The organism is Pseudomonas sp. FW300-N2F2, from assembly GCF_017351655.1.
In the GTDB taxonomy this organism is placed as follows: domain Bacteria; phylum Pseudomonadota; class Gammaproteobacteria; order Pseudomonadales; family Pseudomonadaceae; genus Aquipseudomonas; species Aquipseudomonas fluorescens_AA.
This window is the reverse complement of record NZ_JACNDQ010000002.1, coordinates 998,751-1,025,395: the sequence shown is the minus strand read 5'-3', so window position 1 is coordinate 1,025,395 and position 26,645 is coordinate 998,751. Positions and strand designations below refer to the sequence as shown.

General features: G+C 62.5%; 22 protein-coding genes. 4 read left to right on the top strand and 18 right to left on the bottom strand.

Going from position 1 to position 26,645, the window contains the following annotated elements; translation table 11 throughout:
• Positions 1-124: 124 nt before the first annotated feature.
• The 11 genes from J4E63_RS19250 to iolC form a co-directional block, all read right to left on the bottom strand.
• Positions 125-1,678, bottom strand: coding sequence for a sugar ABC transporter ATP-binding protein (locus J4E63_RS19250; protein WP_092204849.1), 1,554 nt, complete (start codon positions 1,676-1,678; stop codon positions 125-127).
• Positions 1,679-1,752: 74 nt separating this feature from the next.
• Positions 1,753-2,679, bottom strand: a complete 927-nt coding sequence (locus tag J4E63_RS19245) for a sugar ABC transporter substrate-binding protein (protein ID WP_207283000.1) — start codon at positions 2,677-2,679, stop codon at positions 1,753-1,755.
• A gap of 51 nt (positions 2,680-2,730) precedes the next feature.
• A complete protein-coding gene (locus J4E63_RS19240) occupies positions 2,731-2,883 on the bottom strand; it encodes a hypothetical protein (RefSeq protein ID WP_207282999.1) in 153 nt (50 codons plus the stop codon).
• Between the two features lie 142 nt (positions 2,884-3,025).
• Positions 3,026-4,078, bottom strand: a complete 1,053-nt coding sequence (locus J4E63_RS19235; RefSeq protein WP_207282998.1) for a Gfo/Idh/MocA family oxidoreductase — start codon at positions 4,076-4,078, stop codon at positions 3,026-3,028.
• 266 nt (positions 4,079-4,344) lie between these two features.
• Positions 4,345-5,355, bottom strand: coding sequence for a Gfo/Idh/MocA family protein (locus J4E63_RS19230; protein WP_207282997.1), 1,011 nt, complete (start codon positions 5,353-5,355; stop codon positions 4,345-4,347).
• 29 nt (positions 5,356-5,384) lie between these two features.
• On the bottom strand, positions 5,385-7,316 hold the full coding sequence (iolD, locus tag J4E63_RS19225; RefSeq protein WP_207282996.1) for a 3D-(3,5/4)-trihydroxycyclohexane-1,2-dione acylhydrolase (decyclizing): 1,932 nt from the start codon (positions 7,314-7,316) through the stop codon (positions 5,385-5,387).
• A gap of 166 nt (positions 7,317-7,482) precedes the next feature.
• Positions 7,483-8,304, bottom strand: a complete 822-nt coding sequence (locus tag J4E63_RS19220; protein WP_060741735.1) for a TIM barrel protein — start codon at positions 8,302-8,304, stop codon at positions 7,483-7,485.
• A 34-nt stretch (positions 8,305-8,338) separates the two neighbouring features.
• Positions 8,339-9,841 (bottom strand): CoA-acylating methylmalonate-semialdehyde dehydrogenase, encoded by a 1,503-nt coding sequence (locus J4E63_RS19215; RefSeq protein ID WP_207282995.1) that lies wholly within the window; start codon positions 9,839-9,841, stop codon positions 8,339-8,341.
• Between the two features lie 30 nt (positions 9,842-9,871).
• Positions 9,872-10,681 (bottom strand): 5-deoxy-glucuronate isomerase, encoded by an 810-nt coding sequence (gene iolB / locus J4E63_RS19210; RefSeq protein ID WP_207282994.1) that lies wholly within the window; start codon positions 10,679-10,681, stop codon positions 9,872-9,874.
• Positions 10,678-11,568 (bottom strand): myo-inosose-2 dehydratase, encoded by an 891-nt coding sequence (gene iolE / locus J4E63_RS19205; protein ID WP_207282993.1) that lies wholly within the window; start codon positions 11,566-11,568, stop codon positions 10,678-10,680. The genes iolB and iolE overlap by 4 nt, the downstream gene beginning before the upstream one ends.
• A gap of 159 nt (positions 11,569-11,727) precedes the next feature.
• On the bottom strand, positions 11,728-13,665 hold the full coding sequence (iolC, locus tag J4E63_RS19200) for a 5-dehydro-2-deoxygluconokinase (RefSeq protein WP_207282992.1): 1,938 nt from the start codon (positions 13,663-13,665) through the stop codon (positions 11,728-11,730).
• Positions 13,666-13,978: 313 nt separating this feature from the next.
• Here iolC and J4E63_RS19195 point away from each other — a divergent pair, with 313 nt between their 5' ends.
• Positions 13,979-14,902, top strand: coding sequence for a MurR/RpiR family transcriptional regulator (locus J4E63_RS19195; RefSeq protein WP_003202885.1), 924 nt, complete (start codon positions 13,979-13,981; stop codon positions 14,900-14,902).
• A gap of 29 nt (positions 14,903-14,931) precedes the next feature.
• Complete coding sequence (locus J4E63_RS19190) at positions 14,932-15,543, top strand: glutathione S-transferase (protein ID WP_207282991.1); 612 nt, start codon at positions 14,932-14,934, stop codon at positions 15,541-15,543.
• A 177-nt stretch (positions 15,544-15,720) separates the two neighbouring features.
• On the opposite strand, the gene hcnC is transcribed toward J4E63_RS19190, so the two are convergent.
• Genes hcnC through hcnA form a run of 3 tightly spaced genes read right to left on the bottom strand, consistent with a single transcriptional unit; the run spans position 15,721 to position 18,702 of the window.
• A complete protein-coding gene (gene hcnC / locus J4E63_RS19185) occupies positions 15,721-16,980 on the bottom strand; it encodes an FAD-binding oxidoreductase (protein WP_207282990.1) in 1,260 nt (419 codons plus the stop codon).
• Positions 16,973-18,382: an NAD(P)/FAD-dependent oxidoreductase gene (gene hcnB / locus J4E63_RS19180; RefSeq protein ID WP_207282989.1), complete on the bottom strand. Its 1,410-nt coding sequence runs from the start codon at positions 18,380-18,382 to the stop codon at positions 16,973-16,975. Before hcnB ends, hcnC begins: the two co-directional genes overlap by 8 nt.
• The gene (hcnA, locus tag J4E63_RS19175) at positions 18,379-18,702 is read right to left on the bottom strand and encodes a cyanide-forming glycine dehydrogenase subunit HcnA (protein ID WP_072404983.1); all 324 of its coding nucleotides are present in this window, start codon (positions 18,700-18,702) and stop codon (positions 18,379-18,381) included. The genes hcnB and hcnA overlap by 4 nt, the downstream gene beginning before the upstream one ends.
• Positions 18,703-18,976: 274 nt before the next feature.
• Here hcnA and J4E63_RS19170 point away from each other — a divergent pair, with 274 nt between their 5' ends.
• Positions 18,977-19,660 carry a response regulator transcription factor gene (locus J4E63_RS19170; RefSeq protein ID WP_053122824.1) on the top strand — a complete coding sequence of 228 codons (684 nt, stop codon included), beginning with the start codon at positions 18,977-18,979 and terminating at the stop codon, positions 19,658-19,660.
• A complete protein-coding gene (locus J4E63_RS19165) occupies positions 19,638-21,023 on the top strand; it encodes a HAMP domain-containing sensor histidine kinase (protein ID WP_192261078.1) in 1,386 nt (461 codons plus the stop codon). The genes J4E63_RS19170 and J4E63_RS19165 overlap by 23 nt, the downstream gene beginning before the upstream one ends.
• Positions 21,024-21,052: 29 nt before the next feature.
• On the opposite strand, the gene J4E63_RS19160 is transcribed toward J4E63_RS19165, so the two are convergent.
• The 4 genes from J4E63_RS19160 to J4E63_RS19145 form a co-directional block, all read right to left on the bottom strand.
• On the bottom strand, positions 21,053-21,298 hold the full coding sequence (locus tag J4E63_RS19160; protein WP_092204834.1) for a DUF1652 domain-containing protein: 246 nt from the start codon (positions 21,296-21,298) through the stop codon (positions 21,053-21,055).
• A gap of 240 nt (positions 21,299-21,538) precedes the next feature.
• The gene (locus J4E63_RS19155) at positions 21,539-23,023 is read right to left on the bottom strand and encodes a PAS domain S-box protein (protein WP_207282988.1); all 1,485 of its coding nucleotides are present in this window, start codon (positions 23,021-23,023) and stop codon (positions 21,539-21,541) included.
• 118 nt (positions 23,024-23,141) lie between these two features.
• Positions 23,142-24,425, bottom strand: coding sequence for a Zn-dependent hydrolase (locus J4E63_RS19150; protein WP_207282987.1), 1,284 nt, complete (start codon positions 24,423-24,425; stop codon positions 23,142-23,144).
• A gap of 150 nt (positions 24,426-24,575) precedes the next feature.
• Entirely contained in the window at positions 24,576-26,054 is a 1,479-nt protein-coding gene (locus J4E63_RS19145) for an NCS1 family nucleobase:cation symporter-1 (protein ID WP_060741722.1), read from the bottom strand.
• Positions 26,055-26,645: the final 591 nt, after the last annotated feature.

The following is a 26,645-nucleotide window of genomic DNA, read 5'->3' as shown; positions in this document are numbered from 1 at the left end:
CCAGGGTGCTCGTCGCCGCTGGGCGCCGCCGTTGCTCTTGAACCGGGCCGCTTCGCGCCCCAGCGGGAGCAAGCTCCCTCGCCACGGGAATATTGCTCGATGTCACTTCTCTACCAGCAGGCAATCAGGACAGCCCCGAAGCCAGTTGCATCACTCGTTCCTGGGTCGCTTCGCTGCGGTCGAGGGTGCCCATCAGGTCACCTTCGTGCATCACCATGACCCGGTCGCTCATGCCCAATACTTCCGGCAGTTCCGAGGAAATCATGATCACCGCCATGCCTTCGCTGGCGAGGTAGGAAATCAGCCGATAGATCTCGGCCTTGGCGCCCACATCGATGCCGCGGGTCGGCTCGTCGAGAATCAGGATGCGCGGGTTGGTCATCAGCCAGCGCGCCAACAGCGCTTTCTGCTGGTTGCCGCCGGACAAGGTGTCGATGCACTGTTCCAGCGACGGGGTCTTGACCCGCAGCTTCTTGCACATGTCCTCGCACAAGGTACGCAGGGCTTTCTGCTGGATGAAACCGTTGCCGACGTAATGGGGCAGCACCGCCATCTCCATGTTCTCCAGCACCGACAGGCACGGGAACAGGCCGCTGAGCTTGCGGTCCTCGGTCAACAGCGCGAAGCCCTTCTCGATGGCCATGTGTGGGTCGCTGATGCGCACGGGTTGGCCGTCCAGCCGGATCTCGCCGCCAGTGCTCGGGGTCACGCCGAAAATCGCCTCGGCCACGTTGGTCCGGCCCGAGCCCATCAACCCGGCGATGCCCAGGATTTCCCCGGCATGCAGGTCGAAGGACACGCCTTTGAAAATGCCGTCCAGGCTCAGGTCGCGCACCGACAGCACCAACTCACCGATGGGTTGCTCTCGTACCGGGAACAACTGGCTCAGTTCGCGCCCGACCATCATCGAAATCAGGCTGTCGCCATCCATGCTGTCGGCCCGTTGCAGGCCGATGTAGGCGCCGTCGCGAAACACCGCCACTTCATCGGCGATGGCGAACACTTCGTTCATCTTGTGGGTGATGTAGATGATGCCCTTACCCTGGGACTTGAGGTCGGCAATGATCGAGAACAGGTGGGCGACTTCGGTCTCGGTGATGGCCGAGGTCGGCTCGTCCATGATCAGGATGTCGGAGTCATACGAGACGGCCTTGGCAATCTCCACCATCTGCCGCTCGGCGATGCTCAGGTTGCCCACCTGCTCCTCGGGATCGAGCTTGATGCGCAGGCGTTCCAGCAGCCGGGCCGTGCAACGGTGCATCTCGCCATGGTCGACCATGTGCAGGCCGTTGAGCTGCTCGCGGCCGATCCAGATGTTTTCGGCGATGCTCATGTGGGGCATCAGGTTCAGTTCCTGATGGATCATCGCGATGCCGGCCTGCAACGCCGCCAGCGGCGTGTCGAACGTCACCGGCTTGCCGCGCAGGCGCAGTTCACCGGCGTCGGGCTGGTAGATGCCGGCGATGATCTTCATCAAGGTCGATTTGCCCGCACCGTTCTCGCCCATCAGGGCCAGCACGGAACCGGGGCGTACCCGCAATTGAACATCGGACAGGGCCACCACACCGGGAAAGCCCTTGCTGACATTGACGACTTCCAGCAGGTACGGCTCATCAAGTGATACATCCGGCTGGAAAGTCATCGCCGGGGCGCTCGAAGCAGTCGCTGAAGCGAACATGATCAGGTACTCCCTCGGCAAGGTCGGCGTTGCAACCTTGCCTGCTTATTGTTGTGGTGGGACCGGGTTGAACGTCACTTGAACTGATCGACGTTTTCCGGCGTGATCAGGCGGTACGGCACCCAGACAGCCTGCTCGACCGGCTGCTTCTTGACCATTTTCACCGCCGTGTCGATCGAACCATCGGCCTGGCCCTTGGCGTCCTGGAACACCGAGACCGCCATTTCGCCTTTCTTGATCGCGTTCAAACCGTCCGGCGTGCCATCGACCCCGGCAATCAACACGCTTCCTTTCTCGGTGCCCGCTTGCTTGAGGGCCATCGCGGCGCCAATGGCCATCTCGTCGTTGTTGGCCACCACCGCCTGGAACTCGCGTCCCTGGGTCAGCCAGTCGTTGACCAGGGTCATGCCCTTGTCGCGCAACCAGGTGCCGGTCTGTTCCTGTTCGATCTTGATGCCCGGGTACTTGGCCAGCACTTCCTTGACGCCCTTGGTGCGGTTGGCGGTGGAGTTGTTGGCCAGGTCACCCAAGAGGATCACGATGTTGCCCTTGCCGCCCATTTTTTCAGCCAGGTATTGCATCTGCATGCGACCGGCTTCCAGGTCGTCGGAGGCCACGGTGACCACGCCTTCCGGTAACTTCGGATCGTCCGGGCGGCGGTTGACGTACACCAGCGGGATGCCGGCCGCCACGGCGGCCTTGGTGATGCGCTGGGTCGCGGCGGTGTCCACCGGGTTGACGATGAGCGCATCGACCTTCTGGCTGATGAAGCTTTCCACCTGGCTCAGCTGCTTGACCACGTCGCTGCGAGCATCTTCGAACTGCAGGGTGACGCCGTCCGGCAGGGACTTGGCTTTCTTGTCCATGGATTCGCGCAGGTAGGTCAACCAGGTGTCATCGAACTGGGACATGCTGACGCCGATCTTCAGGTCCGCCAGGGCAGCGCCGCTGGTGAGCATCAACGACAGGGCCAGCGAGGCGATACGGGTCTTGGTCTTCATGAACGGTCTTTCTCCACTTTTTTGTTGGTTTTATGGATAAGGCGTAGCGGATCAGGAACGGGGCAAGCGCACGATGGGCGCGCCGGGCATGCAACAGACCACGGCGCCGTTGCGCTGGATACACAGGAATTCGAACAGGGGAAAGACTGCGGACAAGCGCAGTAGACGTGGCAGGTGAAACGCAGAACGGCTGAAGGTTTTCATCGACGGTACCTAGCTGTGTTTCTTGTTTTTGTTTCGTCTGTCGTCCATTCAAGGCTGGCTTGGCGGAAGACAAACAGGGTTGTCGGTAACCTGGAATCGACTTTATTGGAAAATATTTTCCATATCAACTGATTTTAGAATTTTATTCGTTTTTTATTCCATGACCCACCGGCGTGGACAACCGCACCACTTCGCCCTGCCCGGCACTCTGCCTGGCAGCGTCGAGGATGCGCGTGGTCGCCAGCGCATCACGGGCCTCCACCGGCAGCGGGCCAGTGCCCTGCAACGCGGTTTGCAGGTGTTGGTAGAACGCCAGCCAGCAGCCACGCTCCGAGGTCACCCGCTCGCGCTCGGTGCCATGTTCGAACCAGCCCCAGCGCCGATGTTCCTCAGCCCCCCAGCGCTCGCCCTCGGTCGCTGGGCTCAACCCGGCCAACGCCTGGGCCTCCTGCCCGTCCAAGCCGTCGACGGTGTAGCAGCCCTGGGTGCCGTTGACCCGAAAGCGCGGGCGCGGTGCGTTTTGCACGCAATTGCCGCTCAAGTGGGAGATTACGCCGCTGGCATGGGTCAAGGACATGAAGAAACCGTTGTCGAACACCTGGTCCGGCTGCCGGTAGTCCAACTCGGCGTAGACCCGCACCACCGGCCCGAACAGTTGCAGCGCCTGGTCCACCAAGTGGCTGCCCAAATCGCGCAGGAACCCACCACCGCTGCCTTTGCCTACCGAGGCTGGCGAATAACGTTCGACACTCGACTCGAAACGAATGACTTGCCCGAGTGCCCCGGAGGCCAACAGTTTGCGCAGGGTCAGGAAATCCGAATCCCAGCGGCGGTTCTGGTACACGCTCAAGGGCACATTGCGACGTTCGGCGGCCAACACCATCGCCTCGGCCTGCGCGGCGTCAGGGGCGAACGGTTTGTCGCTGACCACCGCCACGCCGAGTTCGATGGCGTGCATCACTATGGCCGGGCGACCGTCCAAAGGCGTGGACACCACCACCGCATCGACGCCGGCCGCCACCAATTGTTCGAGGGTGTCGAAGGCCTGGGCCTGCGGGTGATCGCTGGCCAATTGTTGGCGGCGCTCGGCAGACCGGGTCACCACACCGACGAACGTAGCCCCCGGCAGACTGCTGATCAGCGGCGCGTGAAAGAACCGCCCACCCTTGCCGTAGCCGACTAGCCCGATTCGCATGAAAGCTCCTTGTTAATCACTGAATGAATGCAATCCCTGTGGGAGCTGAGCTTGCTCGCGAAGACGGCGATACATTCAACATTGATGTCGACTGACACTACGCCATCGCGAGCAAGCTCAGCTCCCACCATTTGACCGAGTACCTTTGAGGGAACGCAGTCGACTGTGAGAGCGAGCTTGCTCGCGAAGACGGCGGTACATTCAACATTGATGTCGACTGACACTACGCCTTCGCGAGCAAGCCCGCTCCCACAAGGGATTGCGGGTTAGCCATAGAAGGGTGGGCGCTCGGGCAGCTCGACCTTGACGATCTGCCCGCTCTGCTGCGCTTCGACACAGGCATCCGCCGCCACCGCCGCGGCAAACCCATCCCAGGCCGATGGCCCACCCACTTGCCCGGCGCGCACACCGTCGATGAAGGCCTGCAACTCGACGTCATAAGCGGCGATGAAACGGTCCTTCCAATCCATCAGGATCGCATTGGACAACTTGGCGCCGCTGCGCAGTTGCACCTGGGACGGCTCCGGCAGCTTGGCGATGCCGGTCTCCCCCACCACTTCGCACTGGATGTCATAGCCGTACTGGCAATTGACGAACACCTCGACGTCGATGCGCGTGCCCCGGGCGGTTTCCAACAGGACGATCTGCGGGTCCCGCAAATGAGCCAGGGCCTTGCTGGTCTTGCGTGGGAACACCACCTGCACCGACACGTAGTCATCGGCCAACAACCAGCGCAACACATCCAGCTCGTGGATCAAGGTGTCGGTGATCGCCATGTCGGTCTTGTAGTTCTCGCCCACGCTCGGGTTGCGGTGGGCGCAGTGCAGCATCAGCGGCTCACCGATCTGGCCGCTGTCGATCACCGCCTTGAGCGCCCGATAGCCTTCATCGTAGGGGCGCATGAAACCGACTTGCACCAGGCGCTTGCCATGGGCCACTTCGGCCTCGACGATCTTGCGGCAACCTTCGGCCGTGACCGCCAGTGGCTTTTCACAGAACACCGGTTTGCCCGCCGCAATCGCCGCCAGCACGAACTCTTCATGGCTCGGTCCCCAGGAGGTGACAAGGATCGCCTCCACGTCCGGCGCCTTGATCAACGCATGGCCGTCAGGGTAGACCTCGGCGGTCAGCTTGAGATCGGCCACGACCTTGGCCGCTTGTTGCAGGTTGATGTCGGTCACCGCCACCACCTGGCTGTTGAGCAAGGTCTGGCTGCAACGACGGATATGGTCCTGGCCGATGGCCCCGGTGCCGATGACGCCCAGCTTCAAAGACATGTAGAACTCCTTTCATAGGATTGGGGCAATTAATACTGACGAGCCTGGGCCAGTCGTTCATTGAGGGTCTTGGCAACCGCATCGGTGCGAGCACTGGTGGAGACCTGCGCCACGCCCACCCGCCACCACGACAGGTAGCTGTGAATCATGGTCTTGGGCAGGACCTTGATGTCGATCAAGGTGGAGACCGTCTGGCGCCGCGCATCCGCCAGGGCCGCGCGCAGCTCCTCCAGGGTCGTCGCCTTGTAGGTCTTGCAGCCGTAGGCCGCGGCACTCATGGCGAAGTCCACCGGCACGAAGGCGCCGTCGAGCTTGCCGGTGTCCGGGTTGCGGAAACGGAACTCGGTGCCGAAGCTGTCCATGCCATTTCCCATCTGCAAATTGTTGATGCAGCCGAAGGCCATGTTGTCCAGCAGCACCACGTTGATTTTGCGGCGCTCCTGGATCGAGGTCGCCAGTTCCGAGTGCAGCATCATGTAGGAGCCATCGCCCACCAGGGCGTACACCTCTTTATCGGGCTCGGCGAGTTTCACGCCCAAGGCTGCGTTCACCTCATAACCCATGCACGAATAGCCGTACTCGACGTGATAGGTGTTCACGCCCTTGCTGCGCCAGGCGCGCTGCAAGTCGCCGGGCAAGCTGCCGGCGGCGGCGACGATAATCGCATCGTCGGCCAGGGTTTCGTTGAGGGTGCCCAGCACGCGGCTCTGGGTCAGGCAGGAACCGGTGAGTTCGATGAATTCGCGAAACACCGCCGGGTCCATGTGGTCGTCGATTTCCGGGAGGAAATCCTCGGTTTGATAATCGGCCTGGTAGATCCGATCGACCTCGGCGTCCAACTGGGCCTTGGCGTCGGCGATCTGCCCACCCCATTCAGCGCGATAGTCGCCCAGCGCGGCGGACAGCGACTCCAGGCCCGAGCGGGCGTCGGCCAGCAGTTGCACGCCGTCGAGCTTCAAGGCGTCGCAGGGGCTGATATTGAGATTGAGGAACTGCACATCCGGGTGCTGGAACAACCATTTGGAGCCGGTGGTGAAATCGCTGTAGCGCGTGCCGATGCCGATGATCAGGTCGGCCTTCTTGGCCAGCAGGTTCGCCGCCAGGCAACCGGTTTCACCGACGCCGCCGACGTTCAGCGGGTGGCTGGACACCACCGCACTCTTGCCGGCCTGGGTCTCGGCGAAGGGAATCGCGAAGCGCTCGGCAAAGGCCAGCAACGCCGCGTTGGCACCGGAGTAGCGCACCCCACCGCCGCAGATAATCAGCGGCCGGCGCTTGCCCTTGAGCAGCGCCAGGGCATCGCCGAGCATCGCTTCGGTAGCCGGGCGGCGTTCGATGCGGTGCACGCGTTTTTGCAGGAAATAATCCGGATAATCGTAGGCTTCGGCCTGCACGTCCTGGGGCAGCGCCAGGGTCACCGCGCCGGTTTCGGCCGGATCGGTCAGCACGCGCATCGCATGAATCGCGGCAGTCATCAGCTGTTCGGGGCGATTGATCCGATCCCAATATTTGCTCACGGCCTTGAACGCATCGTTGGTGCTGATGCTCAGGTCGTGAAACTGTTCGATCTGCTGCAGCACCGGGTCCGGCTGGCGACTGGCGTAGACATCGCCGGGCAATAGCAGCAGCGGAATGCGATTGGCCGTGGCGGTGGCCGCGGCGGTCAGCATGTTCGCCGCACCGGGGCCCACCGACGAGCTGCAGGCGTAGATCTTGCGCCGCAGGTGCTGCTTGGCAAACCCGATGGCGGCATGGGCCATGCCCTGCTCGTTGCGGCCCTGATGGACCACCAGGTCGCCGCTGTCCTGCTCCAGCGCCTGGCCCAGGCCCAGCACGTTGCCGTGGCCGAAAATGGTAAAGACCCCGGCGACGAACTTGCTCTGGACGCCATCGACCTCGATGTACTGGTTATCGAGGAATTTCACCAGGGCCTGGGCCATGGTCAGTCGTGTTGTGGTCATGCTTGCACCTTTTTTGGAATGCACATCTTGCGGCTGGTCCAAATCTCCTGTGGGAGCGGGCTTGCTCGCGAAAGCGGTGTGCCAGGCGAAATCGATGTTGAGTGTGCCACCGCCTTCGCGAGCAAGCCCGCTCCCACATGGGGTCTGCGCCAGACCAACAATCGGGTCAGGCCTGTGAGCTTTGCAGGTGATTCATGCTCGCCCCCAACGCCTGGCGAATGTCGGCCAGTTCATGGACGCTCTCGGCAAACGGCTCGAAGGACAGGTAACCCTCGTACCCACCGGCCCGCAGCGCCTCGATCTGCGCGGCATTGCCGAGAATGTCAGCCGCGCCCACCAGCACCCGGTGGCCGTCACGAATCGTCGCCAAGGGGGCCTGGGCATCTTCGACGCCGGAGATGTGCACCAGCCCGGTCAGTTCGGGAAAGAACGCCTGCTCCCCCGCCAGATGATGGTGAAAGGTGTCGTGCACCAGGCGGAACACATCCAGCCCGCCGATGGCCTGGATCGCGTCCACTGCCGTGCGCTTGCGCCGCAGCGAGCACTCTTCGAAACCCAGAGGCTCGATGAAACCGTAGATGCCAAAGGCGCGCAGGATCGGCGCCAGTTCGCTAAGGGCCGTACGCAGCCCTGCGGCGCGCTCGGCTTCGCTGCGCGGGTCGGCGCGGTCATTGAGCGGGCACATCACCAGCCCTTCGGCGCCGCATTCGCGGGCGTAGTCGGCCAACCTCACCGCTTGGGTCCGACGCTCCTCGTTCCACACGTCGAAGGGGTAAAGGGCATTGATCGACAACACCTTGATGCCCCTTTCCTCACATAACTCGCGCACCCGACCGGGCGGCATGCCGTCTTCGATCTCGACACCCTTCAGATCGTTGCGGATCTCGATGGCATCGGTTCTCAACGCCAGCGCCAGGTCGATGAACTCGGGCAGTGACAGGCGCGGTGCAACCATTCGGTTCAAGGCAAAACGCAGGGGCTTGTTCATTGTTATTCTCGCTCCGGCACTTGTAAAAAACGGGTTATTGAGCAGTCGGCATGCTGAACTCGGGCCCCTTGGCGATGCTGTCGGGCCAGCGCTGCATCACGCTTTTGTAGCGGCTGTAGAAGCGCAGGCCTTCTTCACCGTAGGCATGGTGATCGCCGAACAGCGAACGCTTCCAGCCGCCAAAGGAATGCCAGGCCATGGGCACCGGGATCGGCACGTTGATGCCCACCATGCCGACCTTGATGTTACGGGCGAACGCCCGGGCGATGCCGCCGTCACGGGTGAAGCACGACACGCCGTTGCCGAATTCATGGGCATTGATCAGCGCCACTGCCGTGGCGAAGTCCGGCACACGGACAATCCCCAGCACCGGTCCGAAAATCTCTTGCTGGTAGATGCTCATCTCGGCGGTGACCTGGTCGAACAGCGTCGCGCCGACAAAGAACCCCTGCTCGGCCCCCGGCACCTTGAAACCACGGCCATCGACGATCAGGCGCGCGCCCTCGGCCACGCCGGCGTCGATGAAACCTTCCACCTTGGCCTTGTGCTCGGCGGTGACCAACGGCCCCATGTCGGTGCCGGGCTGCTGGCCGTTGCCGATCTTCAATTGATCAATGCGGGGTAACAGTTTGGCAATCAATTCATCCCCCACATCCCCCACCGCCACGGCGATGGAAATCGCCATGCAACGCTCGCCGGCCGAGCCGTAGGCCGCCCCGATCAACGCATCCGCGGCTTGGTCGAGGTCGGCATCGGGCATGACGATCATGTGGTTCTTCGCCCCGCCCAGGGCCTGGACGCGCTTGCCCTGCGCCGTACCTTGCTGGTGGATGTACTCAGCGATCGGTGTGGAGCCGACAAAGGAAATCGCTTCGATGTCCGGGTGCTGCAACAGCGCATCCACCGCCACCTTGTCGCCTTGGACGACGTTGAACACGCCATCCGGCAGGCCGGCTTCCGTCAGCAAGCGGGCCATCAGCAAACTGGCGGACGGGTCGCGCTCCGAAGGCTTGAGGATGAAGCAGTTGCCGGCGACCAGCGCCAGAGGAATCATCCACAAAGGCACCATCACCGGGAAGTTGAACGGCGTGACCCCGGCGCAAACACCCAGGGGCTGGCGCAGGTTCCAGTTGTCGATGCCACCGCCGATGTTGTCGCTGAAATCGGTCTTGAGCAGGTTCGGCGCACCGCAGGCGTACTCGACGATCTCGATGCCCCGGGTGACTTCACCGTGGGCGTCGGACAGCACCTTGCCGTGTTCACGGCTGATGATCTGCGCCAGTTCGTCGTGATGCCGATCGAGCAATTCCTTGAACTTGAACATCACCCGCGAACGGCGCAGGGACGACTGCTCGGACCAGGCCGGGAACGCCGCCAGCGCCGAAGCCACCGCTGCGTCGACGGTACTCGGTTCGGCCAGGGCCACCTGGGCCTGCACCGCGCCAGTGGCCGGGTTGAAGACATTGCTCAGGCGCGCGCTGTCGCTGGCCTGCACTCGACCGTTGATGTAATGGCCTACTACCGGGGCGTCACTCATTGTTCTTGTTCTCCGTGGAAAGTGTGGCATTCAGAGGTCGAGCAGCCAGCTGTGCTGCGGATCGTTATGGAATTGCCAGACCCGCTTCGGGCCGGCCATGACGTTCAGGTAATACGACTCGTACCCGTAGGGCACACTGACCGGGTGATAGCCCTTGGGTACCACCACCAGGTCGCTGTTCTCCACGGCCATGGCCTGGTCGATGCTGCGGTCGTCGGTGTAGACCCGCTGGAACACGAAGCCTTGGGACGGGTTGACCTGGTGGTAATAGGTTTCCTCCAGGAAGCTCTGGTGCGGCAGGTCATCGGTGTCGTGTTTGTGCGGTGGGTAGCTCGACGAGTGACCCGACGGCGTGCGCACTTCCACCACCAGCAGCGAGTGGGCCGGTTCGCTGTCCGGCAGAATGTCGCAGACATAACGGGTGTTGGCGCCCTTGCCGCGCACGCTGCGTTTCATGCTGTCTGGCCGGATCAAGCGCGGGCCGTACTCGTTTTGGGCCGAACCCGGCGCGGCACACACGGCGATCTGTACATCGCTGAGGGCGGTTACCTGGGCCTGACTGCCGGGCGGCAGGTAGGCGGCATAGGGTGATTTGTCCTCGAACACCGACTGGCGATCCCCGAGGTTGTCCCAATCGAACGCGCCCTGCCCTGGCGCTTCGCCCTTGAGGCTGATGCGCCCGCTGAGCAGCACCAGGCACAATTCCTTGTCTCCGGCGGCCACCGGTAGGGTTTCACCGAGGCTCAAGCGATAGGCGGCGAAGCCGACGTACTCCAGTTCTCCACGGGGCAACTGGACCATGGTCTGGCCCTCTGGATGGCTTTTGATCAACAGGCTCATGACGCACTCCTTTCCAGCAAGGCACGCAGGGTGTCGTAACCCTTCTTGGCGTAGGCATAACTCGGCGCTACGGCAGGATCCTGCTCGGCTTCCACCACCAGCCAACCTTGGTAGTCGGCGGCCAGCAGCACATCGAGCAACGCGGCGAAATCGATATCGCCATCCCCCGGCACGGTGAAGGTGCCGTTGATGATGCAGTCGGGGAAGCTCCAGAGGTTGTTGCGCGCCAGTTGCACCACCGGTTTGCGCACGTCCTTGAAGTGCACATGGCAGACCCGTTCGATGTGCTTGCGCAAGACCTGCAGCGGTTCACCCCCGCCCATGTAGCAGTGACCCGAATCGAACAACAGGCCTACTTCGCTGCCGGTCAGGGCCATCAATTTGTCGATGTCCGCGGGCGACTCGACATAGGCGCCCATGTGATGGTGGTAGGCCAGGCGCACGCCTTGGGACAAGGTGAAGCGCGCCAGTTCGGTGAGTTTGTCGGCGTAGGCTTGCCAGGCTTCGTCGGTGTGAAAACGCGGCCGCTCGACCAATGGAATGCGTTGGCCTTGAATGGAATCGGCGACTTCGCCGTACACCAACACGTTGGCGCCGTTCTGCGCCAGCAGCTCGACGTGACTGGCGATGGCGTCGATTTCCTCGGCCGCCGAGCGCCGGGCCAGGCGACTGGAATACCAGCCGGAGACCAGCGCCAGGTCGTACGGCCGTAGCACATCGCCGACGCCCTTGGCGTCCTTGGGGAACTTGCCGTTGAGCTCGAAGCCTTCGTAGCCGATGGCTTTGCCTTCACTCAGCGCGGTACTCAACGGCGTCTCGCCGCCCAACGATGGCAAGTCGTCGTTGCTCCAGGAAATCGGGTTGATGCCAATTCGAATAGCGGGCATGGCTGCACCTTTTATTGTTTTTTCATAACCATTGAAGGCGGCAATGAACCCTGTGGGAGCGAGCTCGCTCGCGATAGCAGTGGGTCAGGCGACTGATTGTCAACTGTCAGTCCGCTATCGCGAGCAAGCTCGCTCCCACAGGTTCAGTATTCACAATGTCTAACTTCGCGCAGCACGCCAGGCCTCGATCAACTCCACAAACCGGCCCTGCACCTGTCGGATCAGCGTTTCATCGTCGATTTCCCCGGCCAACCAGGCCCGGCTCGGTTCCTGGAAGATCGTGCGGCCCACGGCGAAACCGCGGCAGGTGCTGCTCTGGCTGGCCTGGCGAAACCCTTCGGCCAACGCGGCGGCCGGGGCGTTGAGGCCCAGCAGGACCACGCCACGGCAATACGGGTCGCGCTGTTGGATCAGCTCATCGAGCTGCTGCCATTCATCCGCGCCCTGGGCTTCGATCTTCCACCACGCCGGGAAGATGCCCAGGTTGTAGAGGCGCTTGAGGGCGCGATAGAGCACGTCCGGGTGCGGGGATGGATGATCCTTGGGCGGAATGACTTCCAGCAGCAATTCATGGCCGCTGGCCTGGGAGGCCTTGTACAGCCCCATCAATTGCGCCTCTTGCTCCAGGCGCAGCAGCGGTTCGTCGTCAGGGTGAAATTGCACCAGGCACTTGATGATCTGCTCCTGTGGCCAGGCGATCAGGTTGCTGCCAATGGAGCGCCCATGCTCGAAGGCCAGTGGCCGCGAACCCTGCACTTCCACCGGCCGCGCCACCCACCAGCCGCGGCCGGTGGCAGCGTTCAGCGAATCCTGGCCGAAGCGCTGGTCGGCCAGCAGACCGACGTCGGCCTCGATGCCCTGATGCCGCAGGTCGGCTTCGACCCGCGCCACCGCCTGGATGAACAATTGCTTGAGTTCGCCGATGCTGCTCAACTCTCGGCCGCCCTTCTGGGCCAGTTCCACCAGTTGTCCACGATGGTCGAAGGCGAAGATGAACAGCTGTTTCCAGGTCTTGCGGGGCACGCTGACCTGATGCAGGCGTTGCAGCACGACATCCTGGTCCGGCCGGGTGATGGGCACCGGGCTGTCGAACAAATAGTCGAGTTCGGCCCGGGTCGGCATTGCCGGGGCGCAGGCATGGCGCGACACCACCAGCCCACCGCAAGCATTGGCCAACTGGCAGCAGCGTTCATCGCTGGCGTCCTCCAACCAGCCGGCGAGAAATCCGGACATGAACGCATCGCCGGCGCCCAGTACATTCAAGACTTCGACCCGCACGCCAGGGTAAATGGCGCCGTCTTCGAGCCGGGCCGGAATGGCACCATGGATCACCGTACAACCCTGGGGGCCGAGCTTGACCACCAGGGTCGCCGCCGTCAGCGAGCGCACAGTACGCAACGCGGTCAGCAGGTCTTCGCTGCCGCCGGCGATGAGATATTCTTCTTCGGTGCCGACGATCAGATCGAAACGCGGCAGGATGCTCTGCACGTGCTGGCTGACTTTCTGGTCGGCCACAAACCGCGTTTCGCCATCGGCCTTGCCCGCCAGGCCCCAAAGCACTGGCCGGTAATCGATGTCGAGGACCCGCTTGACCTGATGTTTTTGCGCATAGTCCAGCGCCTGGATACTGGCCTTGTAGACGCCGTCGGTGGAGAAATGCGTGCCGGTGATCAGCAAAGCCTTGCTGGAAGCAATGAAGGTTTCGTCGATGTCTTCGGCGCGCAGCGCCATGTCGGCGCAGTTCTCCCGATAGAACACCAGGGGAAAGGTTTCCCGGTCCTTGATCCCCAGCAGGACCATGGCCGTCAGACGTTCGGGATCGACCTTGATGCCCCTGACATCGCAGCCTTCGCGGGCCAGGGACTCCACCAGGAAGCGACCCATATGGTCATCGCCTACCCGGCTCAACATCGCCGACCTGAGGCCCAGGCGCGCCGTGCCGAACGCGATGTTGGCCGACGAACCGCCAAGGTACTTGGCGAAGCTCGAAACATCTTCCAGGCGCGCGCCGACTTGCTGCGCGTAGAGGTCGACGCCCAGGCGTCCCAGGCAGATCACATCCAATTGACGCCCACTGGCAAAACGAGTCTGGCCCATGCTGGCTCCTGTTATTTTTATCAGCCTGCGCTTGTCGCCGACACCGGCGCCAACGCTGTTGGTGAGTGCAGACTAAAACGAGCAGCGCGCAATAATCAATAATTATTCTATAAATTTTTTACGTGGAATATTTTTTCCAATACGCTATGACCAAAGCGAACCAGACGCAGTGCATCGTTTCAGCACCTGCTGCAACATTTGTCCGCCCATGATTTTCCCTGCGCCTACGCTGTAGACTGCGACCAGCCAACCTATTGTCGAGGGCCGGCCTTTTTTCGGGCCGCCCTATAAGAACAAGCCAGAAGGATTTTCTATGACCCGCCCCGATGATCTGCCGGCGCCGTCCGAGAGCGCGTCCGAACCCGCCCTCCCGAGCCCTCCGATCAATGCCGAGCGCCTGCTGCAACTGATCACCGACGAATACGAAAGCCTGCCGCGCCAGCTCAAACGCATCGCCAGCTACATGAGCCAGCAGAGCGACCGGATCATGGTCGACCGCATCAGTGACATCGCCCGGGAATGCGAAGTGCACCCCTCGGCCATCGTCAGGTTTTCCCAGCGCTTCGGCTTCAGCGGGTTCAGCGAAATGCAGGCGTTGTTCCGCGAGGCCTACACCCACAAGACCACGCCGGTACAGAACTACCAGCAGCGCATTCGCAGCATGATCGCCAACAAGTCGCAGAAAGCCAGCGGCGGCGACCTGGCCCGCGAGTGCGTCAACGCGACCCTGTCGGGCATCGAGCGCCTGGGGTTGGAGCTGGACGACCAGGCGTTCGAAAAGGCCGTGGACCTGGTGGTCAACGCCGACAACATCTATGTGGTGGGCGTACGCCGCTCGTTCGCGGTCGCCGATTACCTGGTCTACAACCTGCAACACACCAACAAACGCATTCACCTGGTGTCCGGCCTGGGGGGCAGCTACCGCGAGCAGATGCGCAGTGTGCGGGCCAACGACCTGGTCATCGCCATCAGCTTTACGCCCTACGGCAAGGAAACCCAGCACTGCCTGCGCATTGCCCAGCATCACCAGGCCAAGACCCTGATCATCACCGACAGCAACCTCTCGCCCCTGGCCAAGCGGGCCAACGCCGTGTTGCTGGTGAACGAAGGGAGTTCGTTCGCCTTTCGTTCGTTGAGCGCCACGTTGTGCCTGTGCCAGGCGTTGTTCATCGCCGTGGCTTACCGGCTGGAACTCAAGGTCGATGAAATCCATGAACAGGTCGGGTTCGAGGACTAACGCCCGCAGGATTTTCTGAAGGAGATGTCATGAAACTGATCGGCATGCTGGACTCGCCCTACGTGCGACGCGTCGCCATTTCCGCCAAGTGCCTGGGGGTTGCCCTGGAACACGAGTCCGTTTCGGTGTTCAGGCATTTCGAACAATTCCAGCGCATCAACCCGGTGGTCAAGGCCCCGACCCTGGTGCTGGACGATGGTAACGTGCTGATGGATTCCACGTTGATCATCGACTACCTCGAGGCCTTGGCCGCGCCGGGCAAAAGCCTGATGCCGGTGGACAGTGGGCAACGGCTGCGCGCACTGCGCCTGATTGGCCTGGCTTTGGCGGCGTGCGAGAAGTCGGTGCAGATCTACTACGAACGCAACCTGCGGCCGACAGAAATCCAACACGCCCCTTGGGTCGAACGCGTGGAAGGCCAACTGGCGGAGGCCTATGGCATGCTCGAACAGGAACTGGTGAAACAACCCCTGGCCACCGATGGCACACTCGATCAGGCGGGCATCACCGTGGCAGTGGCCTGGAGCTTCACCCACCTGGTGGTGCCGGACCAGGTGCAGGGCAAGTCACTCCCATCGATCAGCGCGTTCACCGCCTATGCCGAAGGGTTGGAGGCGTTTGTCAGTACGCCGATGGAATAAGCGCAGGATTCCGATTCACCCTGGATCCCTGTGGGAGCGAGCTTGCTCGCGATAGCGGTGTACCAGTCAACATGGATACTGCCTGACCTGACGCCATCGCGAGCAAGCTCGCTCCCACAGTTTGTCCCCGGATGTCTGCGGGATATGCATTCACCACAGACCCCACACAGGATTTGCTCAAGCCAGCTCCATTTCCTTGGGCTCTACCACCGGCGCCACCTCGAAGCGGTCCGCCAGGAACGGCGTGATGTCCAACGGCAAGGGCTCGTTGTTCACCAGTTTGTCCAGCAACACGCCGGTGATAGCCGAGGTCAGGATGCCGGTGCGGAAATGCCCGCACGCGTTGAGATAGCCTTCCACCCCGCGCATCGGTCCCAGGATCGGCAGTTCATCAGGCGAACCCGGGCGCAGGCCGGCCCAGGTTCGTTTCAGGTTGATGTCGACCAACTGCGGAATACAGCGCACCGCACCTTGCACCAGCCCTTCGATCTCCGGATAAGTCGTGGTCACGTCGAAACCTTTGTCTTCGGTGGTGCTGCCGATGAGGATTTCACCGTTGTCTTTCTGCGCCACATAGCAGTCGCTGGTGGTCAGGCAGCCGTTGAGGATTTTCGGCATGCGCTCGGTCAGCAGGATCTGGCCCTTGACCGGCTTGACCGGAATCCGCACGCCGGTGGCCTGCTCGCTCAGGTCCGCCGCCCAGGCGCCGGCCGCGTTGATCAGGGTCCGGCAGTGGAAGGTCCCCGCCTCGGCGGTTTGCACCCCGGTCACCCGCGTGCCGCTGCGCAACACCTCGGTCACGTTGGTGTTGAAGAACAGGTCGACGCCGTTCTGCCGGGCGCCTTCAGTGTAGGCGTCGGCCAGGCGGAACGGGCTGAGCTGGTGATCGCAGAGAAACTCCAGGGCGCCCTGGGCCTCATGGCTCACATTCGGCTCCGCTGCACGCAAGGCCGCCTGGTCGAGCCAGCGTACCTGGTCTGCCAGGTGGGGAATGCAGGCGACGATGTGCTCGGCGTACAAACGGTCTTCGTCGTCGTAGATCACGAACTTGAGCCCGGTCTCCTCGAACTTGAAATCCATACCATGGCGGTCGATCAATTCGCGGTGCAACTGCGGGTACATCGCATTGGACTGCAAGGCGAACTCGAAGAACGACTGCGGCAGGATGTGCGGCGTGCTGGCATCCACCGCCACGGCGGCGCCCTGGGTCTGACGCTTGCGGTTGGCCGACATCATGCGAAAGAAGATCACCCCGCAACCCAGGCCCACCGACTCACCGATGGCCCACAGCCCACCCGCCGAGGCGCGGGTCGCGTTGCCGGGGCGCTTGGCGTCGATCAGGGCGATCTTCAGGTGCTTGCGCTTGGACAGTTGATAGGCACAAGAGGCCCCGATCACACCGCCACCGGCGATGACCACGTCGTAGTCCTTAATCATGGGAAACGGCCTCCGTCCCGGCATTCTGGAACGCTGAAAAGGGAATCGGATCGATGGGGAAACGCGGCCGCAGCCAACCCACGTCGGCGCGCCCGGTGGCTTCGCGCAAGCGGTCGCTGCAGTAGCCGACGCACATCCGCCCCTGGCAATCGCCCATGCTCACGCGGGTGCGCATCTTCAGGCTGGCCATGTCTTGCACGCCTTGCTCCAGCGCCCGGTCGATGTCGGCGCGGGTGGCGTGCTCGCAGCGGCAGATCACCGTGTCGGCGGCAGGCAACGCGGTTTGCCCGGCACCACGCTGGGTGTAGCGATCCACGGCGGCGCGAAAGCGAATGATCCGCGCCAGTTGCGCCTGGTAGCGCTCCCGGTGGGCCAGGGCCGTGGACGGATCCAGCACGTTGCGTTGCATGAGGATCGACAACGCCGCGATGCGCCCACTGAGCATGGCCGCTTCACCGCCACGGATCCCGCCCATGTCGCCGGCCAGGTGAATGTGCGCTTCGCTGCTTTGTTGCCAGGCATCGGACACGGCCCGCAAATAGCCGTCGTCGCTGAAACCGTGCTCCAGGCCCATCTGCTGGCTCAATTGAGTCCGCGGGATAAACCCGTAGCCCACCGCCAGGGTCTGGGCCGGCACCTGTTCGGCGCGTTTGAGGTCCGGCTCCCAGGTCGTGGAATACGGCGCGACGGTGACGTGGCTCAGCTCACCCTCGCCGTCAGCCTGCACCACGCCCCAGCCATAGCGCACGGGAATGCGATTGAGCTTGAGGTAGGCCAGCATGCTCAGGCCGTCGAGGAACAACTGCGGCTTGTTCAGCAACGCCAGGCTTTCCTTGGCGATCCGGCCGAACCCACAGGCTTCGAAGACACCCGCCACCGCCACGCCCGACGCGTGCAGTTGGCAGGCCACCAGCGGCAGCAACGGCCCCGTGCCGGCGATCACCACCGGGCTCGGTGGCCGGACCACGCCGCTCTTGATCTGCAATTGCAGGCCCCCAAGCATCATCACCCCCGGTAGCGTCCAGCCAGGAAACGGCACGCTGCGTTCGTGACAACCGGCCGCCAGGACCAGATGGGAATAGGCGACCTCGCCCAGGCGCTCGTCGGCATCCAGCAGCATCAACGCCCGGAAGCCTTCGGCACCGATGACCCGGTTGCCCAATCGCACATCGATCAACCCGGCATGGCGCTGGTATTCTCCGTGGAGTTTTTCCAGGGCTTCGCTGTAGCGCGGCCCCAGGTAATCCAGGCTGACGCCATCGCGCAGCGGCCCGCGGTACACGACGCCGCCGAGGCGCGGAGCCTCTTCGAGCAAGGTGCAACGCACCCCGTGGGAGGCCAGCTCGATGGCCGCAGCCATGCCCGCCGGCCCACCGCCGACAATCACCGGATCGAGGCTCATGGCGCCTCCGTTTCGGTCATGCGGTTGGCTCGGGTTTCGATCTGCATGCCAGGGCGCACCAGGGTCTGGCAGGCGCGGCGCTTGTGGCGGCCGTCGATCTTGACCAGGCAGCACTGGCACACGCCCATGCCGCAGTAGGCGCCGCTGATCTGGTCGTGGTCGTTGCGGGCGACCTGGCGTTGCCCCAGGGACTGGATGACGGTGAGGACGGTTTCCCCGTGGGCGGCGTTGACGGCTTGCCCGTCCAGGCGCACCGTCATGTCGGCGCGGGTCAACGGCTGGATATCGAATGTTCGGCGTAGAACGTCTTGAGGTTGCATCATGCTGCTCTTCCTTGAAGGTTCAGTGAGGTTTCGGCTCCTTGCGGCACATCCACCGGCTCGCGTCGGTACCCGGCAACAGCGCACCGAAGCGGGGCAACAGACGCAACATGATAGTGCGCGCAAAATTCATGTTAGGGATAATTTGTGACCAAGTGTTGATCCAGGCCAGCGAATCGGCGTGCCGGTCCATGAACTTTTTTTCAGAAAGCCGACAGCTGATTTTTGGCAGAATGCTGTGCAATCGCTCCAACTTCCCCACACGGTACCGCCCATGAACCGCATCCTGACCATCGAAGACGACGCCGTGACCGCCCGTGAAATCGTTGCCGAGCTGACCCGCAACGGCCTGGACGTCGATTGGGTCGACAACGGCCGCGAAGGCCTGGAACGGGCGGTCAGCGGCGACTATGACTTGATCACGCTGGACCGCATGCTGCCTGAGCTCGACGGGCTGGTGATCGTCACCACGTTGCGCACCATGGGCGTGGCCACGCCGATCCTGATGATCAGCGCCCTTTCCGATGTGGATGAGCGCGTGCGTGGCCTGCGGGCCGGCGGCGACGATTACCTGACCAAGCCGTTCGCCACCGACGAAATGGCCGCCCGGGTCGAAGTGCTGCTGCGGCGCAACAATGGCACCCGCGAGCCGGAAACCGCGCTGCGGGTGGCCGACCTGGAACTGAACCTGATCAGCCGCGAAGCCAGCCGCAACGGGCAACTGCTGAGCCTGTTGCCCACCGAATACAAGCTGCTGGAATTCCTGATGCGCAACAGCGGGCAAATCCTCTCGCGCATGATGATTTTCGAGGAAGTCTGGGGCTATCACTTCGACCCCGGCACCAATCTGATCGATGTCCACATCGGCCGCCTGCGCAAGAAAATCGACCCGCCGGGCCTGGAACCGCTGATTCGCACGGTACGGGGTTCCGGCTATGTCATTGCTGAACCCCGCTAAGGGCTGGCGCTCCTCCAGCAGCCGCCTGCTGGCGCTGTACAGTTCGCTGTTCGTGATCTGGAGCGCGATCCTGATGGGGGTGATGTATTACGAAGTGTTTGGCTACCTCGACAGCCTGGCCAAACACTCCCTGATGCAGCGCCAGCACCTGTTCGCCCGGATCCACGGCGACCAACTGGAAGATGCGCTCATGGCCAGCCTGACGCTGGACGAGCGCGGCGTCGACGCCTACGGGCTGTTCGATCCGCAACTGCGCCATTTGAGCGGGCCGATCCTGCGCGTGCCCGCCGACCTGCCCCTTGACGGCAAGATCCACATGCTCGGCGGCTGCGTCGACTCCGATGACCCGGGCGTGCCTTCCGACAGCTGCGACGCGGTGGCGACCCGTACCCAGGACGGCCGCTGGCTGGTCCTGGCCCGGGACAACGGCTCGCTGTTCGCGGTGACACGGATCATCTTGCACGCGCTGTTCTGGGGCGTATCGCTGACCATCCTGCCGGGCATCGCTGGCTGGCACCTGCTGCGCCGTCGACCGCTACGCCGGATTCGCCAGTTGCAGGCCAGCGCCGAAGCCATCGTCGCCGGCGACCTGACCCATCGCCTGCCGCTGTCGAGTCGGCGCGATGAACTGGACATGCTGGCGGCGATCGTCAATGCCATGCTTGAGCGCATCGAGCGCTTGATGAACGAGGTCAAGGGCGTGTGCGACAACATTGCCCACGACCTGCGCACCCCGTTGACGCGCCTGCGTGCTCAACTTTATCGCATCCAGCAGCAAGCGCCGGACGGTTCCCCCGAGGCCTTGCAGATGGACCAGGTGATCGCCGAGACCGACACCCTGATGGCGCGGTTTCGTGGTTTGTTGCGGATTTCCGAACTGGAAGACCAGCAACGGCGCTCGGGCTTCGTACGCCTCGATCCGTTGCAGTTATTGCAGGAGCTGCATGATTTTTACCTGCCCCTGGCCGAGGAAGGCGAACTGACCTTCATCCTGGAGGCGCCCGACGCCCTGCCCCTGCTCAACGGCGACCGGGCCTTGCTGTTCGAGGCCGTGTCGAACCTGCTGAGCAACTCCATCAAGTTCACCCCGCCGGGGGGCACCGTGATCCTGCGCGGGGTCGACCAGGGCGACAGCACGCGTATCGAAGTGCTCGACTCCGGCCCGGGCATCCCCGAGGCGGAGCGCAAGGCGGTGTTCCGCCGTTTCTACCGTGCAGAGGGCAGCAGCCAGCACGGCGGATTCGGCCTGGGCCTGTCGATCGTCGCAGCGATTGTCAACCTGCACGGGTTTACGTTGGAGGTGGGCAGCAGCGAACATGGCGGCGCACGGTTGGTGCTCGATTGCCGGGGGTCATTGTTGTAGCCAAGGGAGGGGGGCTTGATCTTTACCTATCAGAGTTCACTGCGATGCAGCGGAGTGTTTTGCAGTTCATAGCGCAGCTCATCGATCAGCTTCGCGATACTTTCTTCCGAGCGGACGCTGTCGACACTCATGCCGCTCACTACCAAGTCCACCTCGCCGCTTTCACGGTGATACAGACGCACGGTGAGGGTGCCGTCGCCATTGAGGCTGCATTCGCAGGCCAGCGGCGTAAAGCTTTCTTCGAGGCGGGCACGCAAGGGGGCCAAATGGGTCATGGGATGCACCTCAGCCCTGAGGGGACAAATGAACGGTGGACAGCGCCGACCTCCTGGTCCGAATAGATATCCTGTCGCGCTCGTATCGGGTTCGTTCACTGCACATCGTGGCGTATTCCTTGTGTGTTTCGTGGGGGACGCGACATCACAAACGATGTCGCACACCCATAGCCTAAGGAACCGCCCCCCCGTGCAAAACCCGAATTTGCACCAGTACACCCGGTGCATTTGCACTGGCTATCATGGTGCCTTCATTCGCCATTCGCCGGCGAACAAACCCCGCTCTCGCGCCCAGACAATCGCCTCGCTGCGGCTGTGGACATCCAGCTTCGAATACAGTGTCGCCACGTGATTGCGCACGGTGTTGGGCGCCAGCTTCAGCCGCGCGGCGATTTCCTTGTCTGCCAGCCCCTCGCAGATCAGCCCCAGCACGTCCCGTTCCCGGGCCGTCAGCTCGGTGAATGACACGCTCGGCACCTGGGCGTTGATGCTCTTCACGTTGGCCAGTTTTTCAATCAGGGTCCGGCTGAACCAGGACGCGTCTTTCATCACCTCCTCGATGGCCGCCACCAGCTCCAGCTCCGAGCGCTTGCGTTCGGTGATGTTCATCAGCACCAGCAGGTAACAGGGCTTGTCCTGGATGAGCACCGTGTCGGCGGCGACCTCGCAATCGATGAGCTCACCGCCTTTCTTATGCACCTTGACGTCGATACTGGAGACCGCGGCGGCCTTTTCCAACCGGGCAAACAGCTCGGCGCCGGCGTCCTGGTCGAGAAAACCGATCTCCTCCACGGTCTTACCCAGCAACTCTTCGCTGGCGTAACCGGTGGTCTGGAGAAACGCTTCGTTGATTTCCAGCAATTGTTGTTCGGCGCTGCACACCAGGGTGGGCACGGGCGACAGGCGGAACGACTTGGCAAAACGCTCCTCGCTCTGGCGCAGCGCCGTTTCCGCCTTGCGGCGCGGCTCCATGTCCATGAAGGAAAACAGCATGCAGTCTTCGTCATGCAGGTCCAGGGGCTGGCCGGCGACGATCACCTGCTTGATGGTGCCATCGGGCAATTTCAACTCGGCCTGCATTTGCGGAATCGTCGCGCCCTGCCCCAGGCGCTCGACGGCCAGGTCGCGTTTTTCGGCGGCTTCGAGCACATCCAGTTCGTACACCGAACGCCCGATCACCTGCTCGCGGCTGTAGCCGGTCATCTCCAGGAACCCCGGATTGACCTTGATGTAGCGCAGGTCGCTGAGGCGACAGATCACCGCCGGCGCCGGGTTGGCCCCAAAGGTTTTCTCGAAGCGCTGCTCGGCGCTGGCCCATTCGGTGGCATCGCTGAGGATCAACACGAGCAGTTCCGGCTCGCCGTTGCGGTCGGCCAGGACCATGCTGCGGATCCGATGCACCCAGGTGCGATCCGGGTCGGCCTGGGGCGTGACTTCCACCAACACATCGCTGAACTCATCGCCACGGGCAACCCGGGCGATGGGGTAGTTGTCTTCTGTCAGCGGATGATTGTTGCGGTAACGCAAATTGAACCGCTGGGCGTATTGCCGGGCCGTGGTGCCCAGTTCAGAGAGGTCCTGGACCCCGTGCATGGTCAAGGCCGCTGCGTTGGCCCAGGCAATGGTCTGGTCAACCTCGATCAACATCACCCCGTCGGACAGTCCGGCAATGATCTGCAGCAATTGACGACGGTTGGTATCGGTGGTCGGGACTTGCTGATTCATTGGGTCTCCATGTGATTCAGGCGCGCATGGAAGTTACGACCACCCCCAGTGATGACACGTTCCCCGTAGCAGCGGCGTAGGAGCTGTCGAATGCAACGAGGCTGCGATCTTCTACCCTTCACGCCGCCATGCGCCCCTCGGCAATCGCCTGGGAGGCCGCCAGCATTGCTCGCAGCAACACCGCGCAACCGGCGGCGAGGTCATCCGGGGCGGCATTTTCGATTTCGTTGTGGCTGATGCCACCTTCGCAGGGCACGAAGATCATCCCGGCCGGGCCCAGTTCGGCGAGGAAGATCGCGTCATGGCCGGCACCGCTGACGATGTCCAGGTGGGACAGGCCCAGCCCTTGTGCGGCGCCGCGCACGGCATCGACGCAGCCCTGGTCGAAATACAGCGGCGGGAAGTCGGCGGTGGGTTTCAAATCGAAGGTCAGGCCGTGCTGCCGGCAGGTGTCTTCGATCACCTGCTTGACCTCGGCGATCATCGAATCCAGGCGCGCCGGTTCCAGATGACGGAAATCCAGGGTCATGCGCACCTCGCCGGGAATCACGTTGCGAGAACCCGGATAGGCCTGCAGGCAACCAACCGTGCCGCAGGCATGGGGCTGATGACCGAGGGCAGCGCGGTTGACGGCGCCGACGATGATCGACGCGCCCACCAGGGCGTCCTTGCGCAGGTGCATCGGGGTCGGACCAGCGTGAGCCTCGACACCCCGCAAGGTCAGGTCGAACCACTTCTGCCCCAGGGCGCCCATCACCACGCCGATGGTCTTGCCCTCGTCCTCGAGGATCGGCCCCTGTTCGATGTGCGCCTCGAAGTACGCCCCCACCGGATGCCCACTGACCGGGCGCGGGCCGGCATAGCCGATGGCGTTGAGCGCCTGGCCCACGCTGATGCCCTCGGCATCGGTCTTGGCGAGGGTTTCTTCGAGGGTGAATTTCTCGGCGAACACCCCGGAGCCCATCATGCAGGGGGCGAAGCGCGAGCCTTCTTCGTTGGTCCAGACCACCACCTCCAACGGCGCTTCGGTCTCGATGTTCAGGTCATTGAGGGTGCGCAGCACCTCCAGCCCGGACAGTACGCCAAAGCAGCCGTCGAACTTGCCGCCGGTGGGTTGGGTGTCGATGTGGCTGCCGGTCATGACCGGTGGCAGGTTCGGATTGCGCCCCGGGCGACGGGCGAAGATATTGCCCACCCCATCGATGCTGACGGTGCAGCCCGCCGCCTGGGTCCATTGCACGAACAGGTCGCGGGCCTGGCGGTCGAGGTCGGTCAGCGCCAGCCGGCACACACCGCCCTTGACCGTGGCACCGAGCCGGGCCAGGTCCATGAGCGATTGCCACAGGCGGTCGCGGTTGATGTGCGGCTGGGTGGATTGCAGGACGTCGATGGCTGCGTTCATGGAGGTTCTCCTTTTTTCAGGCATTTTTTGGTGTACTTGAGGCCGCTATCGCGAGCAAGCTCGCTCCCACAGGGGATCTGCTGTGCACACAGACTTTGCATCCACCCAAATCCAGTGTGGGAGCGAGCTCGCTCGCGATGAGGCCCTCCCTCACACCGCGGTTTTAGCGACGGACGGGCTCGCTCGCATGCTGCACAACCCGTAATAAATCACCCCACCCAGCGCCGAGCCGGTGAACCAGCCGTAGCTGTAGAACCAGCTGAACGCGTCGCTGCCCAGGGACAACAAGGTCAGCACCACCGGCACGCCAAAGGCGATGAAGCCATTCCAGTTCCACGCCGGGTAAATGTCGTCGCGGTACAACCCGGCCAGGTCCAGTTGCTGTTTCTTGATCAGGAAATAATCCACCACCATGATCCCGGCAATCGGCCCCAGCAGGCTTGAATAACCCAGCAGCCAATTGGAATAGACCGATTCGAGGCTGACCTCGGAGACGATCAGGCCCAGTTTCTTCAACAGTTCGTGGGCCATCAGCGCCAACCCCACCAGCCCGGTGAGCATCACGGCCTTGGTGCGGCCGATCAGTTTCGGCGCCAGGTTCTGGAAGTCGTTGGTGGGCGAAACGATGTTGGCGGCGGTGTTGGTCGACAGCGTCGCGACGATGATCAGCACCATGGCCAGCGCCACCCACACCGGGCTCTGGATGTGCCCGATCAAGGTCACCGGGTCGGAAACGGTGACGCCCACCAGTTTTTCCGAGGCGGCAGTCATGACCACACCGAGGGAGGCGAACAGGAACATGGTCAGCGGCAGGCCGATGATCTGCCCCACGACTTGGTCTTTCTGGCTCTTGGCATACCGACTGAAGTCCGGGATGTTCAGCGACAGGGTGGCCCAGAAACCGACCATGGCCGTCAGCCCGGCAAGGAAATAGCCGGTCACCCCGGCGCCTTCGGGCCGCTTGGCCGGGACCGCCATCAGTTCAGTCAATGAAACGTTGGGCAATGCCCACACCAACAGACCGACGCCCACCAGTACCAGCAGCGGCGCAGACAAGGTTTCCAGCCACTTGATCGACTCGGCGCCGCGCAACACCACCCACAGGTTGATGACCCAGAACACCATGAAGCCGATCACTTCGCCGGTGCCGCCCAGGCTCTTCCAGCCGTCGAACACCGAGCCAAGAAACAGGTGGATCGCCAGCCCGCCGAACATCGTCTGGATGCCGAACCAGCCGCACGCCACCAGGGCGCGGATCAGGCACGGCACGTTGGAACCGATGACACCAAAGGACGAGCGCAACAGCACCGGAAACGGAATGCCGTACTTGGTCCCGGCGAAGGCGTTCAGGGTCAGGGGGATCAGCACGATGATGTTGGCAAACAGGATCGCCAGCAGCGCCTCGCCCACCGTCAGGCCGAAATAGGCGGTGAGCACGCCGCCGAGGGTGTAGGTCGGCACGCAGATCGCCATGCCCACCCACAGTGCGGTGATGTGCCATTTGTTCCAGGTTCGCTCGTGCACCTTGGTCGGCGCGATGTCGTGGTTATAACGGGGGCTGTCGAGGACGTCGCTGCCGGCTTCAAGCTCGAACAATCCGTCGCGCTCGGTCACTGTTGATCTGGTCATGTCCGCTCCACTGTTTTCATTATTTTTGCTCATCGACGGGCGATGGCCGGAGTACTTGCACGCATGCTACCGACCACCCCGCCAGACCCACGACGGCACTCAATAACCGTGCCGGATAATGCGCCGAGCTGACCGGATGATCGATATAACCCTTTCAACCTTTTGATGTTTAACGTTTTAACGCCACATTATTGCCTTGTGTCACTCCCTGCTTACCGCCCTTGAGGCTAGATGACCTTCACGCCCTGTCGAGTGGGGGATTCAAAGTGGTGCACCCCGGATCGACGCGAGGTGTCTAGACCGCACTTGCAACGCTTTCAAGCCGCTGATTTACCATGACAAATCTCGCTCAAATAACGATCCTGTCAAGTGCGTCAAAATGGTGAGCAGGCTCACCATTTTGGTGAATCAATAAATTAATACTTTAATTTCAATAAGTTAGTTAACGCATAAGCTTATAAAAAATAATCTTGCTCATTTCAAAAACTCCAGCTAGCGTCTAATCCTGACAGCTGTGACAAGAACATAAACCGGCACGACTTTACCTACCGTGATCGATAAAACATAAAGAACCGGCAACAGTCGGTCATG

What these genes read in the sequence shown, in the direction of transcription:
- J4E63_RS19195 (WP_003202885.1), top strand. Translation starts at nt 13,979, where the DNA reads ATGACCCGCCCCGATGATCTGCCGGCGCCGTCCGAGAGCGCGTCCGAA.
- iolD (WP_207282996.1), bottom strand. Translation starts at nt 7,316, where the DNA reads ATGACCACAACACGACTGACCATGGCCCAGGCCCTGGTGAAATTCCTC.
- J4E63_RS19190 (WP_207282991.1), top strand. Translation starts at nt 14,932, where the DNA reads ATGAAACTGATCGGCATGCTGGACTCGCCCTACGTGCGACGCGTCGCC.
- J4E63_RS19150 (WP_207282987.1), bottom strand. Translation starts at nt 24,425, where the DNA reads ATGAACGCAGCCATCGACGTCCTGCAATCCACCCAGCCGCACATCAAC.
- J4E63_RS19220 (WP_060741735.1), bottom strand. Translation starts at nt 8,304, where the DNA reads ATGAACAAGCCCCTGCGTTTTGCCTTGAACCGAATGGTTGCACCGCGC.
- iolC (WP_207282992.1), bottom strand. Translation starts at nt 13,665, where the DNA reads ATGGGCCAGACTCGTTTTGCCAGTGGGCGTCAATTGGATGTGATCTGC.
- J4E63_RS19235 (WP_207282998.1), bottom strand. Translation starts at nt 4,078, where the DNA reads ATGCGAATCGGGCTAGTCGGCTACGGCAAGGGTGGGCGGTTCTTTCAC.
- J4E63_RS19230 (WP_207282997.1), bottom strand. Translation starts at nt 5,355, where the DNA reads ATGTCTTTGAAGCTGGGCGTCATCGGCACCGGGGCCATCGGCCAGGAC.
- J4E63_RS19170 (WP_053122824.1), top strand. Translation starts at nt 18,977, where the DNA reads ATGAACCGCATCCTGACCATCGAAGACGACGCCGTGACCGCCCGTGAA.
- iolB (WP_207282994.1), bottom strand. Translation starts at nt 10,681, where the DNA reads ATGAGCCTGTTGATCAAAAGCCATCCAGAGGGCCAGACCATGGTCCAG.
- hcnB (WP_207282989.1), bottom strand. Translation starts at nt 18,382, where the DNA reads ATGAGCCTCGATCCGGTGATTGTCGGCGGTGGGCCGGCGGGCATGGCT.
- J4E63_RS19245 (WP_207283000.1), bottom strand. Translation starts at nt 2,679, where the DNA reads ATGAAGACCAAGACCCGTATCGCCTCGCTGGCCCTGTCGTTGATGCTC.
- J4E63_RS19250 (WP_092204849.1), bottom strand. Translation starts at nt 1,678, where the DNA reads ATGTTCGCTTCAGCGACTGCTTCGAGCGCCCCGGCGATGACTTTCCAG.
- J4E63_RS19165 (WP_192261078.1), top strand. Translation starts at nt 19,638, where the DNA reads ATGTCATTGCTGAACCCCGCTAAGGGCTGGCGCTCCTCCAGCAGCCGC.
- J4E63_RS19240 (WP_207282999.1), bottom strand. Translation starts at nt 2,883, where the DNA reads ATGAAAACCTTCAGCCGTTCTGCGTTTCACCTGCCACGTCTACTGCGC.
- J4E63_RS19145 (WP_060741722.1), bottom strand. Translation starts at nt 26,054, where the DNA reads ATGACCAGATCAACAGTGACCGAGCGCGACGGATTGTTCGAGCTTGAA.
- hcnC (WP_207282990.1), bottom strand. Translation starts at nt 16,980, where the DNA reads ATGATTAAGGACTACGACGTGGTCATCGCCGGTGGCGGTGTGATCGGG.
- J4E63_RS19215 (WP_207282995.1), bottom strand. Translation starts at nt 9,841, where the DNA reads ATGAGTGACGCCCCGGTAGTAGGCCATTACATCAACGGTCGAGTGCAG.
- J4E63_RS19155 (WP_207282988.1), bottom strand. Translation starts at nt 23,023, where the DNA reads ATGAATCAGCAAGTCCCGACCACCGATACCAACCGTCGTCAATTGCTG.
- J4E63_RS19160 (WP_092204834.1), bottom strand. Translation starts at nt 21,298, where the DNA reads ATGACCCATTTGGCCCCCTTGCGTGCCCGCCTCGAAGAAAGCTTTACG.
- iolE (WP_207282993.1), bottom strand. Translation starts at nt 11,568, where the DNA reads ATGCCCGCTATTCGAATTGGCATCAACCCGATTTCCTGGAGCAACGAC.
- hcnA (WP_072404983.1), bottom strand. Translation starts at nt 18,702, where the DNA reads ATGCAACCTCAAGACGTTCTACGCCGAACATTCGATATCCAGCCGTTG.